The organism is Falsiruegeria mediterranea M17 (assembly GCF_900302455.1).
Taxonomy (GTDB): Bacteria; Pseudomonadota; Alphaproteobacteria; order Rhodobacterales; family Rhodobacteraceae; genus Falsiruegeria; species Falsiruegeria mediterranea.
Genome location: NZ_ONZG01000004.1, coordinates 405495 through 419878, shown reverse-complemented (window position 1 = coordinate 419878; position 14384 = coordinate 405495). Strand labels below are relative to the sequence as shown.

Sequence of the window (14384 nt, the reverse complement as noted above, 5' to 3'; positions counted from 1 at the left end):
AATCGGCCATTGTGGTTTTCGCGACCACGATGTGTCGGAAATCGGGTTGATCCCTGCGACAGCACAGCCGAGGCTCGACCAACAGACAACATTGGAGCGCAGGATGCAGAGCATTCCCACCATCGACATTTCGCCCCTGCGCGATGCAGAGCACCCCGATAGGGCTGATGTGATCGCCCAAATCCACGAGGCCTGCACCGACATTGGGTTCCTGTCGATCGTGGGTACGGGTGTCACACAACAAACGGTCGACGAGATGCGCGCCTGTGTCCGCGCGATGTTCGCCCTGCCCGAGGCCAGAAAATGGGACCAGGCCATCACGCGCGACAATTACCGGGGTTTCATCCCGTTTGGCTTCTTCTCTCCCAACGACGGGTCGGGAACGGCAGACAAATACGAAGGCTACAAGCTGCATCAAGAGGTGGCCGCGACAGATCCAATTGTGGCTGAATGCCCGCTTTACGGCCCCAACCGATGGCCCACCGAAGTATCTGAGGCGCGTGACACGGTTTTGGCCTACTGGTCTCAATTGGATGAGGTGGCGCTATTGCTGCTTGGGGCCCTTGCCGAGGCACTGAACCTGCCGCCTAAGACGTTCCAAGACGCTTTTGCCACGCCCATGACCAACATGACCCTTCTGCATTACCCACCACAGGCCCCGGACGAACCTGGATTTGGCATTCACCCGCACAAGGACACCGATGCGCTAACCATCATCGCCCCCGATCCGGTCGGTGGGCTAGAGGTGCAGACACGCGACGGCGGTTGGATCACCCCCGATTGCCCGCCGGGCGGATTTGTCGTGAATATCGGTGACATGTTGGAGCTGTGGTCCGGCGGGCGTTTGGTTTCCACCCCGCACCGAGTGGTGAACCGGTCCGGGAAAGAACGCTTTTCTTTCCCTTACTTCGCCGTCCCCCGACATGATGTGGTGGTCGAACCGCTTCTGCCTGCCATGCCCGGTTTTAACAGGCCTTCGGTCCATTGCGGTCACTGGTCTGCTGAAGTCTGGCGCACCAACTGGCCGGACGAGACGGCCGACCAAGACACCCCAGAATTAGGTACGATCCATAGTTAGGCACCGTTACGGATTGCGTCGCATGTCCCGATAGAGCAGCACCGATAGAACCAAACCATACAAACCCCATTGTTCTTCGACGTATTCCGCTCCTGGGTAGAAGGAGGCAAAAATCCACAGCATCGGCATCATCCACAAACCGTAGCGGTCGCTGACCTGTATGATGCGGGGCACGCCGTTCATTCGATAAACCCAAGATAAAATCTCTATCCGTCGGAACCAGGTGAAGAAACACAAAAAAGCGGCGTTGAACGGTACATACAAATACTTCTGTATTGGGTTGATCAGATTGTGGAAATTCAGTTCTTCCTGATAGTTGTATTGCACCATTACGTCGGGCGTTTCGATTCCCAGAACCCGTTGACCCCAGCTGATTTCCTCGAAAGCGAAAAGCAACCAGGCAAGCCCCAAAAAGATCGAAAACCGCGACCCCATGTAACCGCATATCAAAAAGATCACGCCGCCAAGCAACGCCAGCACAAAAGTGCCCCACTCCAAAAGTGTATCTTCGGGATCCGCTCCCTGAAGTACGATCCGCAAATAGTAGCTGTAGAATAGGAAATGAACGACGAAGAAGGCCAGATACCAAAAGGCGAATGGCCTGGGAAAACTCCAGATCCGATATGTGACGGCCGAAAGCACGACCCAGAGCGCAAACAAGACCGGTGCCAAGGTAAATTTGGCAAAAGTGTACCTTGGGCTAGATATCTCACCGTCAGGTGACAGATACGTTGCCATAACGTGGATTAACTCAGCCTGAAAGCTTGTGTAGGCTATGACCGCGCCCAAAACCCAAAGGCAGGAAAAACACACAACCCCCACAAGCAATTGCCGACTGTTTCCTTGTGCGCCTTCACCCTGACATTGCTTCACGTCCATCACCCTCCTCCCCGAGAGAGATTGCGACAAAGGATGAGCTCCCCCAAGCGATCCCTTGCCACCCCGGTTCAGCCCAAGCCCTGCGTTTCGTCAAAATTGTCGAACCAGTTTAGACACTTAGGCAGAAAATTCAAATTTTTCTCTGAACCGCCGGCTGTGTCCGGATCAATTTGCTCGCTTCTGACACATACTGGGTGTGTTTTTGCAGCTCCACTTCGTCGGGCACGTTACCAGAATGAGCTGAAAATATTGTTGCGCAGCAACTGGACTCAAAGAAACATCATGACAATATAGCCAGTCATTGATTAGGGTAATTTCAATACCAACGACAAACTAAATGGGGGCGGAGTGGAACAACTTGCCTTTACTTACGAAATGGGCGTGGTCGCCGCGCTCTTGGCATTCACGGTTTTTCTCTTTGTTTCCGAGCTGATACGAATAGATCTTAGCGCCATTCTTGTGCTGGTGATCATCGGCATGCTCAGCTACCTGCCGGGGCTGGAAAGCCTGGCCGACGTCAACAACCTGTTTGACGGCTTTGCCTCCAATGCTGTGATCTCGATCATCGCCGTGATGATCGTGGGCGCGGGCCTGGACAAGACCGGGATCATGAACAAGGTGGCCGCTGTCATCTTGCGGTATGGCGGTCGGACCGAGGGGCGCATTCTGCCGATCATTTCGGGCACAGTGGGGGTGATTTCATCCTTCATGCAGAACGTTGGCGCCGCCGCCCTCTTCCTGCCTGTGGTAAGTCGCATTTCATCCCGCTCGGGCATTCCGCTGTCGCGCTTGCTGATGCCAATGGGCTTTTGCGCCATTCTGGGTGGCACCATGACCATGGTCGGTTCATCACCGCTCATCCTGCTCAACGATCTGATCCTGACCGCAAACGAAGGCCTGCCCGAGGGGCGCAAGATGGAGCCATTTGGCTTGTTTTCCGTCTTTCCAATCGGCGCGGTCCTGATCCTGACCGGGATCGTCTATTTCCTGGTACTGGGACGCTGGGTCCTTCCGGCCGTTCCGGCCCGCGTCGACGGCACCACAGCACAGGGTACGCAAACCTACCTCAAAAGGGTTTATGGCCTGAAAGCAGAGGTTTTCGAGGTCGACGTGCCCGCCGACAGTCCGCTGGTGGGGCAGATCCTGGCGGACATCAACCTGGAGAACAACCTCTACATCATCTCGACCTTCTATCGCGGCAAAGTGTCGATGGTGCAGATCCTGACGGCCGAAATCGCCGCCCCCTGTCGACTGGCGATTATCGGAAAATCCAAGGTGGTGCACAGCTTTGCCCGCAAATACGGGCTGCATGTCCGCCCCGAACTGGATGTGTTTTCCGAAGAGTTCGCCACCACCAACGCCGGTATCGCCGAGCTGGTCATCCCGCCCGACAGCCAGCTGATCGGCAAATGCCCCCGCGAGCTGCAGCTGCGCAAGACCTATGGCCTGAGCTTGCTGGCCATCCACCGGGGCGAGGACACGCTCAGCCACGTGGAAACCGAAGACCACGAGCCTACGGCCATTGGCCTGGTCGAGTTCAAACCGGGTGACATGCTCGTCTCGCATACACGTTGGGACAACCTGACACGGATCAAGCAGAATTCTGATTTCATCGTGGTGACATCGGACTTCCCGCAAGAAGAGCTGCGCCCGCAAAAGGTCGGCTGGGCCTTGCTGTTCTTTCTCATCGCCGTCTCGCTGATCCTGTTCACGGACATTCGCCTGTCGCTGTGCTTGCTTGTGGGTGCTGTCGGAATGCTGCTGAGCCGCGTGCTCAGCATTGACGAGGCTTATCGCGCGGTTGGTTGGAACACCGTGTTCTTGTTGGCGAGCCTCATTCCACTGGGGCAAGCTGTGCAAAACACCGGCACAGCTGCATGGATCGCGCAACAAATCATGTTCATCCTGGACGGCTGGCCCATCTGGTCGCTCCAAGCAGGCGTCGCCATTCTGGCGACCGTGTTCTCGTTGGTGATGTCCAATGTCGGTGCCACTGTGCTGTTGGTCCCGCTGGCCGTGTCAATTGCTGTCGCGGCAGGGGCCAATCCGGCGATCTTCGCGCTGACAGTTGCAATCTCCACCTCGAACAGTTTCATTATCCCGACCCATCAGGTGAATGCGCTGATCATGGGGCCCGCGGGCTATAAGGTGATGGATTTTGTCCGCTCGGGCGGCATCATGACTGTGCTGTTCCTGGTGGTATCCCTGACCATGCTGAACGTCGTGTTCTAGGTTCAGAACGCTTGCAACCTGCTCCACCTTGGGCGATGTACACTACAACGTTCACGGGTTTGGAGCAGGCATGTCCCTGACAGTTAAAGAACAGGTACGGTATTGGGGCATTGTGTTGGCGGTTTTCGTCCTTGCCCTGTGGTTTCTGGGTGACGTCCTTCTGCCTTTCGTGATCGGCGGTGCCATTGCCTATTTCATCGACCCGATAGCAGATCGGCTTGAGGCGTTGGGCCTGACGCGCATGGCGGCGACCGGCGTGATCACCATCGCCTCTGTCCTTCTTTTCGTGATCATGATCTTGATGGTTGTTCCGGCCTTGATCGCGCAGCTGATCGACCTGATTGAGGTGCTGCCGCAACTCTTCCGCGACCTGCGTGCCTTCGTCGACGAGCGCTTCCCTTCACTGATGGACCGCGAATCCAACGCGCATCAAATGCTGGCCACCATTGGCGAAACGCTCAAGGCGCGCAGCGGCGACTTGCTGGAGGGGCTCCTGGGTTCGGTGGGTTCGGCCGTCAACATTGTCGTGCTGCTGGTTATCGTGCCGGTCGTGGCCGTCTATCTGCTGCTGGACTGGGACCGCATGATCGAGCGCATTGACGAGCTGTTGCCCCGCGACCACCAGCCCATCATCCGCACGCTGGCCGCCGACATCGACAAGGTTCTCGCCTCTTTTGTGCGCGGCATGGGCACAGTCTGCCTGATCCTTGGCACCTACTATGCTGTCGCCCTGATGATCGTTGGCTTGCAGTTTGGTCTGATCGTGGGGTTCATCGCAGGTCTCGTGACGTTCATTCCGTATCTGGGCGCGTTGATCGGTGGCGCACTGGCCATCGGTCTCGCGATGTTCCAATTCTGGGGCGACTGGGTGTCTATCGGCATCGTCGGCGCGATCTTTGCCTTTGGTCAGGTGATCGAAGGCAACGTGCTGACCCCCAAGCTGGTGGGCAGTTCCGTCGGCCTGCACCCGGTCTGGCTGCTCTTGGCCTTATCCGTCTTTGGTGCGCTGTTCGGCTTTGTCGGCATGTTGGTTGCCGTCCCTGTCGCCGCCGCCCTTGGCGTGATCGCCCGCTTTGCCACCGCGCAATATTTGGACAGCCGCCTGTATCGCGGTGTGTCGGGTCGGGACGTCGAATAAAATGGCCGAACAGCTGAGTTTCGATCTCCCCGCCAAGACGGCTCTGGGGCGAGAGGATTTCTTTGTCTCGCCTGCCAACGCGCTGGCGGTTGCGATGATTTCGGCCTCAAGCTGGCCGGGCAACAAGCTGGTGCTGACAGGCCCCGCTGGGGCTGGCAAAACCCACCTCGCTCACGTCTGGGCAGGCGAGACCGGCGGGCGTATCGTGAATGCACGCGATCTGACCTATGACGCGGTGCCGGATTTGGCCACCGGCCCCATCGCGGTCGAGGATGTGCCTTTTGTCGCTGATGATCTGGAAAAGCAGAAGGCCCTGTTTCACCTGCACAATCTGACCCTGGCCGAGGGGCACACCCTGCTGATGACCGGTCGCCTGGCGCCCCGGTTCTGGGAAATGCCCCTGCCCGACCTGCAAAGCCGCATCCAGGGGGCACATCACGTCGCGCTTGATCCCCCCGATGACGCGCTCCTTTGTGCTGTGTTGGCCAAGCTCTTTGTTGACCGCCAGCTTAGCCCCAAGCCCGAGGTGATTTCCTACCTCGTCAAACACATGGACCGGCAATTCGACACTGCCGCCCAGGTGGTGGAACGCCTGGACCGCGTGGCGCTGGCCGAAAAACGCACCATCACCCGGGCGCTTGCGATCCGGTTGCTGAATGATGACACCCTCTGACCCTTTGGATGCAGACCACCATGACAATTGACGCAGACCCTGCAATCTCGCACTCTGACCATGATCTATCTGGGGACGACATGGATCTGCTCACTGATGAAAGCGCGCCCGAATGGGGCGTATTTGGCCGCCCGCTGTTTGATGATCCGAGCGTCCGGCATTTGTCCCGGATCGGCGTGGTCGATGTCGGTTCGAATTCGGTCCGGATGGTGGTCTTTGACGGCGCGGCGCGCTCGCCTGCCTATTTCTACAATGAAAAGATCATGTGCGCCCTTGGCGCGGGCCTGTCGGACACTGGACGATTGAACCCGAAGGGACGTGAACGGGCGCTTGCGGCGCTGGAACGGTTCCAACATCTAGCCAAGGGCCTGGAACTGCCCCCCCTGCACGTGGTCGCCACCGCAGCCGTGCGTGACGCCGAAGACGGGCGGGAATTTTGCGCCGAAGTGCTGGAGCAGACCGGCCTGCACATCCAGGTCATCGACGGCCAGGAAGAAGCGCGACTGTCGGCCCAAGGCGTCTTGCTCGGTTGGCCCGGGGCCTATGGCCTGATCTGCGACATAGGCGGCTCGTCCATGGAACTCGCCGAGATTTCCGACAACACGGTGGGTCGGCGCGTGACCTCATCCCTGGGGCCCCTCAAGCTGCGTGACATCAAAGGGGGCCGCAAGGGACGGCGGGCACACATCAAGGAAGTGATGGAGGGGCTGCGCGACCAAATGGGCCCCCAACGCGATCGCCTGTTCCTGGTTGGCGGCAGCTGGCGCGCGATTGCGCGCATCGACATGCTGCGCCGGGGCTATCCGCTCAAGGTTCTGCACGAATACCGCATGACCGCCCACGATGTCCGTGAGACGGTAAAGTTTATCGAAACCGGCAATGCGGACAAAATCCGCAGCGCCGCCGGAGTGTCGTCGTCCCGCATGGCACTGGTGCCTTTTGCGGCGGATGTGCTGGTTCGATTGCTGCGCACGTTCAAACCCAAGGACATTGCGATCTCGAGCTACGGTATTCGCGAGGGGCTGCTGTATGAGCAGATGCCCCTGCGCCTGCGCAAGCGCGACCCGCTGATCGAAAGCTGTTATTTCGCCGAATCCAAAGACGCCCGATTGCCCGGTTTTGGCAAACAGTTGTTTGACTTCGTCATGCCGCTGTTCAAATCCGCGCCCAAGTCACGCATTCGTTTGGTAAAGGCGGCCTGCCTGCTGCATGATGTGAGCTGGCGTGCCCATCCCGACTATCGCGCCGAGGTTTGTTTCGACAACGCCACCCGCGCCAACCTCGGCGGGTTGAAACACTCGGAACGGGTCTTCCTTGGGCTGGCGTTGCAGCATCGCTATCGCAACAAGCGCGAAGGCAACCGGTTCGAACCGCTCTATGAGTTGCTGGACGAGAAAGAACAGAAGCAGGCCGAGATCCTCGGCAAGGCTATGCGGTTCGGTGCGATGCTGTGGATGCAAAAGGACGCCGAATTGGGCAATTTGAAGTGGTATCCAAAGAAAAAGCAGCTGGAACTGCTTCTGCCCAATTCCTCGCGAGCGCTTTATGGCGAAGTTGGAGAGGCCCGATTGAAGTCGCTGGCGCAGACCCTTGAGGCCGAACTGGTCGTCAAACGGCGCGCCTAAGGCATTTGTACCTCCATTTCGGGGGCCCTCCCGCCCGTCGTTGATGTCCCTTGCGGGACATCGCCTCCCGTTGGGCCGGGCCTCGCTTCGCTCGGCGGATGGCGTTTGTAGGAAACCAGGCGTTTCAAGCGGAACCGCGCCGAGCGACAAGCGAGGCACCCGGCCCAAGGCCGTTCGCTGAGCTGACGAAGTCAGGTTGGCGCGGGCGCAGGAGCCTTTCGGCCAAGCACTCAGATGTCGGTCTGCTCTGGCGCTCCGTCTGGCTCAACCGTTTCCGGCACCTGTTCTTCGGGCCGCTTCTTGCGAATGATGATATCGCCATTGGGCAGCATTTCCGGCGCGTGATAGGCGCTCCAGTCCTGCACCTGGTCCACCAGATCGGCAAGCGCCGGGCCCATCTGTTCCAGAAAGCTCAACATCGACGGGCCAAACTGTTCGGCCATCTCCAGCATACTTTCAAGTGCTGGCTCCATCTCTTGACGCAACCCCTTGAAAAACAGTTCAGCGCCCTGCTCCATCAGGGATTTCTCGTCCGGTTCACCACCCGTGTCCTGCGCCTGAAGCGGTGCAGTCATCAACAACCCGACCATGGATAGCATAAGGATGTGTTTCATGGCTTCCATATAAGACCTTCGCGGCCCCATTCAAAGATCAACGTCCAGCGTCACCGGGAAATGATCCGACGCGAGCCGCAGCGCCTGTTGCAGCTCTGGCGACGCCTGACAGTCTGCGCATCGATCAGGATGCCAGATTTTCCATTCCGGGTGGCGGTTCTGAATGGTCGAAGTGACAAGGATGTAGTCCAGCAAAGCCTCCAGCGTGCTGCCGGTTTCCGGGTTTTCAAACCGGGCGGTGACCTGTTTTTGTCCCTGTTCCGTCGCATAGGGGTGAGGATCATAAAGGCCCGCATCCAGCAGGATCTCGACCGAGGACCTGCCAAAAAGGTTTTCGAATTCATCCAACCCCGGACCGTCGTTCAGATCCCCCAACAGGATAACCTCTTCGCCTCGCGCCTGATGGGCCTCCACCCGTTGCCGCAGCCAGATCGCCTGCGCCAGCTGTTTGCGCCGGTTTGCGATCGACCGGCGGATCACCTCATCGCGCGTCTTGGCCCCATGCGGCGCCTTGGATTTGAGATGCACGCCAATCATCCGAAACTGCGATCCGGCTGCTGTCTGCACCGCCAACTCAAGGGGCGGCTTGGAAAACCGCACCAGATCCTCGGTCGCGTCGATGTCCAGATCTATGCGGAAGGTTCCGTCGAACCGCGGTGCCTCGGCGCTGCCTTTCTTGCCGGTTTCATCCCCTTTGGGATCATGATGCACGGTCAGACGGTCCGGGTCATAAAGAACCGCAATCTCTTGATGGGTGTCATTGGGAAACCCCATCAAGGCCTTGCTGGTGCGCAGCCCAAAGGCCTGAACAAAATGATCAAGCGCCCGCACCGTGCTCTGCCGCTTGCCGGTGTTGGGCGCCTCTACAATCAGCACGATGTCCGCGTCGAGTGCGGTGAACACCTTAGCCAAAGCCTCAATCTGCTGCACCCGCGTGACGCCGTGGCGCCCCGACCAGCTGTCGTCGGCAATCAGTTGGTCATCCTTATCAAAGAGATTGGCGAACCACTCGACATTGTAGGTGGCCACGCGCATGGATCAGACCCGCGCGCCATTGATCTCGTCCCAGGCGCGGTTGATGTCGATCATGCGCTTTTCCGCCAGTTTGATCGCCTCTTCTGGAACCCCGCGCGCGATCATCGCATCGGGGTGGGTTTCGCGTACCAGCTTGCGCCAGACCTTGCGAATTTCGGGCAGCGGCATGTCCGGTTCGACCCCCAGAACCATGAAGGGGTCATTGGGCGCATCGGGTACAAAACGGGCCCTAAGACCGAGAAATTGCGCCTCACTCAGGCCAAAGATCCCGGCCACATCGCCCAGGAACTCATTCTCGTTGGGGTGGTAGAACCCATCCGCCATGGCGATGTGAAACAACCCCTCCATCAGGTCATTCAGGGTCTGACGATCCTCGGCAAACATCGTCTTGATCTGCTGGGCATAGTCACGATAGCCCGCCACATCCGTACGCGCCATATTGAACACGCGCGCCGCGCCAGCCTCATCATCACGCGCGATCTGGAACACTTCGCGAAAGGCGGTGACCTCGTCGCGGGTGACCTGCCCGTCGGCTTTGGCCATCTTGGCGCCAAGCGCGATCACGGCGATGGCAAAGGCCACCGACCGCTCGGGCGGCGTGCGCAGCTTTTCGAAAACTTGGCTAAGGCTTTCGCCCTGGGCCAGTGCGCTGAGCGCGTCGGTGATGCGGGACCATAAAGACATGGAGTTACCCTATCGTGGAGAAAACCCTTTGTCAGGTGCGTCTTAGTGGCACCAGGATCAAGACCCTAGGTCAGAATTTTCTGCATCAGGATCAGATCAAGGTACGTTTCCCACTTGCACCCAACCTGCGGCATACGCCCTACCTCGTGAAACCCAATAGCCGTGTGAAAGGCCACACCATTGGGGTTGCTGCTGCTCACCCCTGCGACAAATACATGCACGCCGTCATCCCGCGCCACCTGTTCCAGTGCGGCCATCAAGGCGCGTCCCACGCCTGCCCCCCTGGCCCGTGGGGCCAACTGGATCGAATGCTCTTTGGTCTTTGCATATCCCGGTCCGCCCCGAAATGCACCGTAGGTCGCAAAACCCGCAACGTGCCCGTCCATTTCTGCGACCAAGAAGCAAGGCCCGCGCGCCGAAATGGTGTCTGCAATCTCGGCCACATCTTTTTCGATGGTGGTAAAGGTGATCGTGGTGTCGCGGATGATGGCGTTGGTGATCTCGGCGATTGCCCCTGCATCCCCGTCCTGCGCCTGCCGGATGATCATGCCAGAACCCTTGGGCCAGACGGCGTGGTGAACTCGGCCCTCAGGCCAGGTGCTCCGGCCTCGACCACAATCCGCGTGTCACGGATCAGGACCTCGACAAGCTTGCCAAGCTCCCGGGCCTCAGGATGCGACAAGATCAATCGATCCAGAGAGCACCCCGAAGGCGCCATAGAGCCTGCCGGCGGTGTTCCCAACCACTGCAGCACAGCCGGGCACAGGTTGTCGAAGGGCAGAATTCCGTCCAGCGGCACCGTCATGAGCCATTGCAGATCGCCGCGCTGCATCTCGACCACCCGTTGCGCGTGGTCCGGCAGTTGCGCCTGCTCGGCCATCAGGTCATCGGCGCGCAAAATCCAGTTGGTCAGGCGTGCAGGTCCCTCAAACCGGTCAAGATCGAACCACCGTGGTTGGTCCTGAGGGTCAACAGATGGATCAACAGCAATCGCCTCAAGATACAGACCACCCTCCAGCCCGATCAGCCGGTTGTGGGTTCCATATCGCGGATGCTGCCCACCAGGCCCCATCGACACGCCAAGCGCCTTTTCGACATGAGCCACAGCCTCGTCCAACGTTGCGCCCGCAACAGCAAGATGATCCAACTTCATTCTCGGGTCCTCCTACCCGGACTTAGCCATGAAAAAAGCAGCGCGCCAAGGCCCGCTGCTTCTTCTTGTTTCAAAATACGGTCGGGGGTGAATGCTCATGCTGAAAGCTTGAGCAGAGGGGGCAGACAGCCCCCTCCCTAACGATTAGCTACGCGCTTCGCCGATCAGCTTCAGAATGTCCTGCGCTGCTTCGGGGATGTTGGTGCCCGGACCAAAGATTGCCTTGACCCCGTTGTCATAAAGGAACTGGTAGTCCTGCTGCGGGATCACACCGCCACAGATCACGATGATATCCCCGGCGCCCGCCTTCTTCAGTTCTTCGACCAGTTGCGGGGCCAATGTCTTGTGACCTGCCGCCTGAGACGAAATGCCGATGACGTGCACGTCGTTGTCGACCGCATCCTGCGCCGCCTCGGCGGGCGTTTGGAACAGCGGCCCCACATCGACGTCAAAGCCGATGTCGGCAAAGGCCGTCGCAATCACCTTGGCGCCGCGGTCGTGCCCGTCCTGGCCCATCTTGACCACCAGCAGACGCGGGCGGCGACCTTCGGCCTCGGCGAACTCGTCGATGCTTTTCTGGATCGCGGCAAAGCCTTCGTCGCCTTCATAGGCCGCGCCATAGACACCTGCCAGCGTTTTGACTTCGGCGCGGTGACGACCGAATTCTTTTTCCATTGCCATGCTGATCTCTCCCACAGAGGCCCGGTGGCGGGCGGCTTCGACCGCGGCTTCCAAAACGTTGCCGCCCTCTTTGGCGCGACGGGTCAGTTCGTCCAACGCGCCCTGACAGGCGGCTTCGTCGCGCTCGGCACGCATCTTTTGCAAACGCGCGATCTGGCTGTCGCGCACCGCCATGTTGTCGACGTCCAGAATGTCGATCGGGTCTTCTTTTTCCTTGCGGTATTTGTTGACGCCAACAACCACCTCTTCGCCGCGGTCGATCATCGCTTGACGGCGCGCCGCCGATTCCTCGATCCGCAGTTTGGGCATGCCGGATTCGACGGCCTTGGTCATGCCGCCCATTTCCTCGACCTCTTCCATCAGCGCCCAAGCCTTGTCGACCAGCTCGGCCGTCAAGCTTTCGATGTAGTAAGAGCCAGCCAAAGGATCGACCACATTGGTCACGCCGGTTTCTTCTTGCAGCACCAGCTGGGTATTGCGCGCGATACGGGCCGAGAAATCGGTGGGCAACGCAATCGCCTCGTCCAGAGCGTTGGTGTGCAGCGACTGAGTGCCGCCCAGCACCGCCGACATCGCCTCATACGCGGTGCGGATGACGTTGTTATAGGGGTCTTGTTCCTGCAACGACACGCCCGAGGTCTGGCAATGGGTGCGCAGCATTTTCGAGCGTTCGGATTTTGCGCCAAACTCGGTCATGACGCGGTGCCACAGGGTCCGCGCGGCCCGCAGTTTCGCGATCTCCATGAAGAAGTTCATGCCGATGGCAAAGAAGAACGACAGGCGGCCCGCGAACTTGTCCACATCCATGCCAGCATTGATCGCCGCGCGCACGTATTCGCGGCCATCAGCGATGGTATAGGCCAGCTCCTGCACCAGGTTCGCCCCGGCCTCTTGCATATGGTAGCCCGAGATCGAGATCGAGTTGAATTTCGGCATCTCGTTCGAGGTGTATTCGATGATGTCCGAAATGATCCGCATCGAGGGTTCCGGCGGATAGATATAGGTGTTGCGCACCATGAACTCTTTCAGAATGTCGTTCTGAATGGTGCCCGCCAGCAAGCTCTTGTCATGACCCTGCTCTTCGCCCGCGACGATGAAGCTCGCGAGGATCGGGATCACGGCGCCGTTCATGGTCATCGAGACCGAAACCTTGTCGAGCGGGATGCCGTCAAACAGCACCTTCATATCTTCGACTGAGTCAATGGCAACGCCCGCCTTGCCGACGTCACCAACCACACGGGGGTGGTCGCTGTCATAGCCACGGTGGGTGGCCAAGTCGAAGGCGACAGAGACGCCCTGCTGACCGGCGGCCAGGTTGCGGCGGTAAAAAGCGTTCGATTCCTCGGCGGTCGAAAAACCCGCGTACTGCCGGATCGTCCAGGGGCGGCCTGCATACATGGTCGCCTTGACGCCCCGGGTGAACGGACCCACGCCGGGCAAGGTGCCCATATGTGGCAGGTCCGCGGTGTCTTCTTCGGTATAGAGCGGCTTGACGTCGATGCCTTCCAGCGTCGTCCAGGTCAAATCGTCAACCGGGCGGCCGCGCAGCTCTTTTTCAGCCAGCGCCCGCCATTCGTCGGTCTTGGTCATTACGTCTTCCTCTTGTTCTGTTCGTCGTTGGCGGGGTTTGCCCCACCGGTTTTTTGTCCGGGTCGTAGACCAGCCAGGCCGTTCCATCGGCACCAGAGGTCAACCACATCAAATCGTCTGCATAAGCCTCGCGCAGGGCAGCGGTCTGTCGTTCGGTAAACGGCAACCAGCGACCGCTGCCCTTGGGCAGCTTGCGCGAGATGTTGCGCGGCAGGCTGCGCCGCAATTGGGGCAGGCGCGGCGTTGCGTTCAACCGCACGTCGCTGCGCGCCGACGGCACGGTGCAGCCCAGGACCGAGCGCAGCTGCGCGTCGGGTCGCCCCTGAAAACTCTCAAACGGCAGCACCCAAAGTCGCGCGCCGGGTACAGCACAGCTGACATCGGTGATCACATCGCGCCATGTGCGCAGCCCGTAAGCGATCCGGTCCAGCGCTTCGGCATCAGGAACCCCACGTCCACGGGTCAACCCATAGCCAAGCGCAGACGCCCAATACAGGTCGAGCCCGCGAATGTTCAGCATGACATCCGTAACCCGACCATCAAAGGCTTGCGCATAACGCGCCATGCGTTCACCGGCGCCCAGATACAGCGCCTTGTCTCGCAGGTTCTGCCGGACCGAGCCCAGCATGTTCTCCTCGCTGACCACCAGACGCTTGGCGCCCCGTGCGGCGCAGCTGTCCAGGTTTATCTGCACACGCCCCGCGCTGCGTTTCTGGAGGTTCTTGCGCAGAGGCGGCATCTTGTTCGGAACAATCCCGTTGAATAGCCCATTGCGTGTCCGGTACGGCCCCCAAAACACCGTTCCGCTCTGCCTAAGGCGTTCAGCATTGTCGCGCATGTAGGCCTGAAAAGTGGTGGTCGCGCACCGATGTGCGCCGATGTGCAGAATAACGTCCATAAGCTCGCCTTTGTCCAAAGCCGCGCGTGGCGACCGGTTCCGGGGGTATTCAATGACAGTCATGCCCAACCCCTGACGAAGCGATTAACGTTAAACTTTTTGGT

At 59.3% G+C, this 14384-nt stretch carries 13 protein-coding genes; 5 read left to right on the top strand and 8 right to left on the bottom strand.

Going from position 1 to position 14384, the window contains the following annotated elements:
- Nucleotides 1-103: 103 nt before the first annotated feature.
- Nucleotides 104-1078: an isopenicillin N synthase family dioxygenase gene (locus tag TRM7615_RS10590; RefSeq protein WP_108787205.1), complete on the top strand. Its 975-nt coding sequence runs from the start codon at nt 104-106 to the stop codon at nt 1076-1078.
- A 6-nt stretch (nt 1079-1084) separates the two neighbouring features.
- Here the strand turns inward: TRM7615_RS10590 and TRM7615_RS10585 are convergent, their stop codons facing one another.
- The gene (locus TRM7615_RS10585; RefSeq protein ID WP_108787203.1) at nt 1085-1957 is read right to left on the bottom strand and encodes a hypothetical protein; all 873 of its coding nucleotides are present in this window, start codon (nt 1955-1957) and stop codon (nt 1085-1087) included.
- A gap of 375 nt (nt 1958-2332) precedes the next feature.
- Between TRM7615_RS10585 and TRM7615_RS10580 the strand changes: the two genes are divergently transcribed.
- The 4 genes from TRM7615_RS10580 to TRM7615_RS10565 all read left to right on the top strand — a co-directional run bounded on the left by TRM7615_RS10580 (nt 2333) and on the right by TRM7615_RS10565 (nt 7625).
- Nucleotides 2333-4189, top strand: coding sequence for an SLC13 family permease (locus TRM7615_RS10580; protein WP_108787201.1), 1857 nt, complete (start codon nt 2333-2335; stop codon nt 4187-4189).
- Nucleotides 4190-4259: 70 nt separating this feature from the next.
- Nucleotides 4260-5327, top strand: coding sequence for an AI-2E family transporter (locus tag TRM7615_RS10575; protein ID WP_108787199.1), 1068 nt, complete (start codon nt 4260-4262; stop codon nt 5325-5327).
- 1 nt (nt 5328) lies between these two features.
- On the top strand, nt 5329-6000 hold the full coding sequence (locus TRM7615_RS10570) for an HdaA/DnaA family protein (RefSeq protein ID WP_108787197.1): 672 nt from the start codon (nt 5329-5331) through the stop codon (nt 5998-6000).
- An 80-nt stretch (nt 6001-6080) separates the two neighbouring features.
- Nucleotides 6081-7625: a Ppx/GppA family phosphatase gene (locus TRM7615_RS10565; protein WP_108787321.1), complete on the top strand. Its 1545-nt coding sequence runs from the start codon at nt 6081-6083 to the stop codon at nt 7623-7625.
- A 230-nt stretch (nt 7626-7855) separates the two neighbouring features.
- Here TRM7615_RS10565 and TRM7615_RS10560 read toward each other — a convergent pair whose 3' ends face one another.
- The 7 genes from TRM7615_RS10560 to TRM7615_RS10530 form a co-directional block, all read right to left on the bottom strand.
- Complete coding sequence (locus TRM7615_RS10560; RefSeq protein ID WP_165821410.1) at nt 7856-8239, bottom strand: hypothetical protein; 384 nt, start codon at nt 8237-8239, stop codon at nt 7856-7858.
- Nucleotides 8240-8269: 30 nt separating this feature from the next.
- Nucleotides 8270-9274 (bottom strand): endonuclease/exonuclease/phosphatase family protein, encoded by a 1005-nt coding sequence (locus TRM7615_RS10555; RefSeq protein WP_108787195.1) that lies wholly within the window; start codon nt 9272-9274, stop codon nt 8270-8272.
- Nucleotides 9275-9277: 3 nt separating this feature from the next.
- Nucleotides 9278-9958 carry a molecular chaperone DjiA gene (locus TRM7615_RS10550; RefSeq protein ID WP_108787193.1) on the bottom strand — a complete coding sequence of 227 codons (681 nt, stop codon included), beginning with the start codon at nt 9956-9958 and terminating at the stop codon, nt 9278-9280.
- A gap of 65 nt (nt 9959-10023) precedes the next feature.
- The gene (locus tag TRM7615_RS10545; protein ID WP_108787191.1) at nt 10024-10506 is read right to left on the bottom strand and encodes a GNAT family N-acetyltransferase; all 483 of its coding nucleotides are present in this window, start codon (nt 10504-10506) and stop codon (nt 10024-10026) included.
- Nucleotides 10503-11111, bottom strand: a complete 609-nt coding sequence (locus TRM7615_RS10540; protein ID WP_108787189.1) for a VOC family protein — start codon at nt 11109-11111, stop codon at nt 10503-10505. The genes TRM7615_RS10545 and TRM7615_RS10540 overlap by 4 nt, the downstream gene beginning before the upstream one ends.
- Before the next feature lie 144 nt (nt 11112-11255).
- Nucleotides 11256-13382: a methylmalonyl-CoA mutase gene (gene scpA / locus TRM7615_RS10535; protein WP_108787187.1), complete on the bottom strand. Its 2127-nt coding sequence runs from the start codon at nt 13380-13382 to the stop codon at nt 11256-11258.
- Nucleotides 13348-14343: a hypothetical protein gene (locus TRM7615_RS10530; protein WP_108787184.1), complete on the bottom strand. Its 996-nt coding sequence runs from the start codon at nt 14341-14343 to the stop codon at nt 13348-13350. Before TRM7615_RS10530 ends, scpA begins: the two co-directional genes overlap by 35 nt.
- Nucleotides 14344-14384 lie beyond the last annotated feature (41 nt).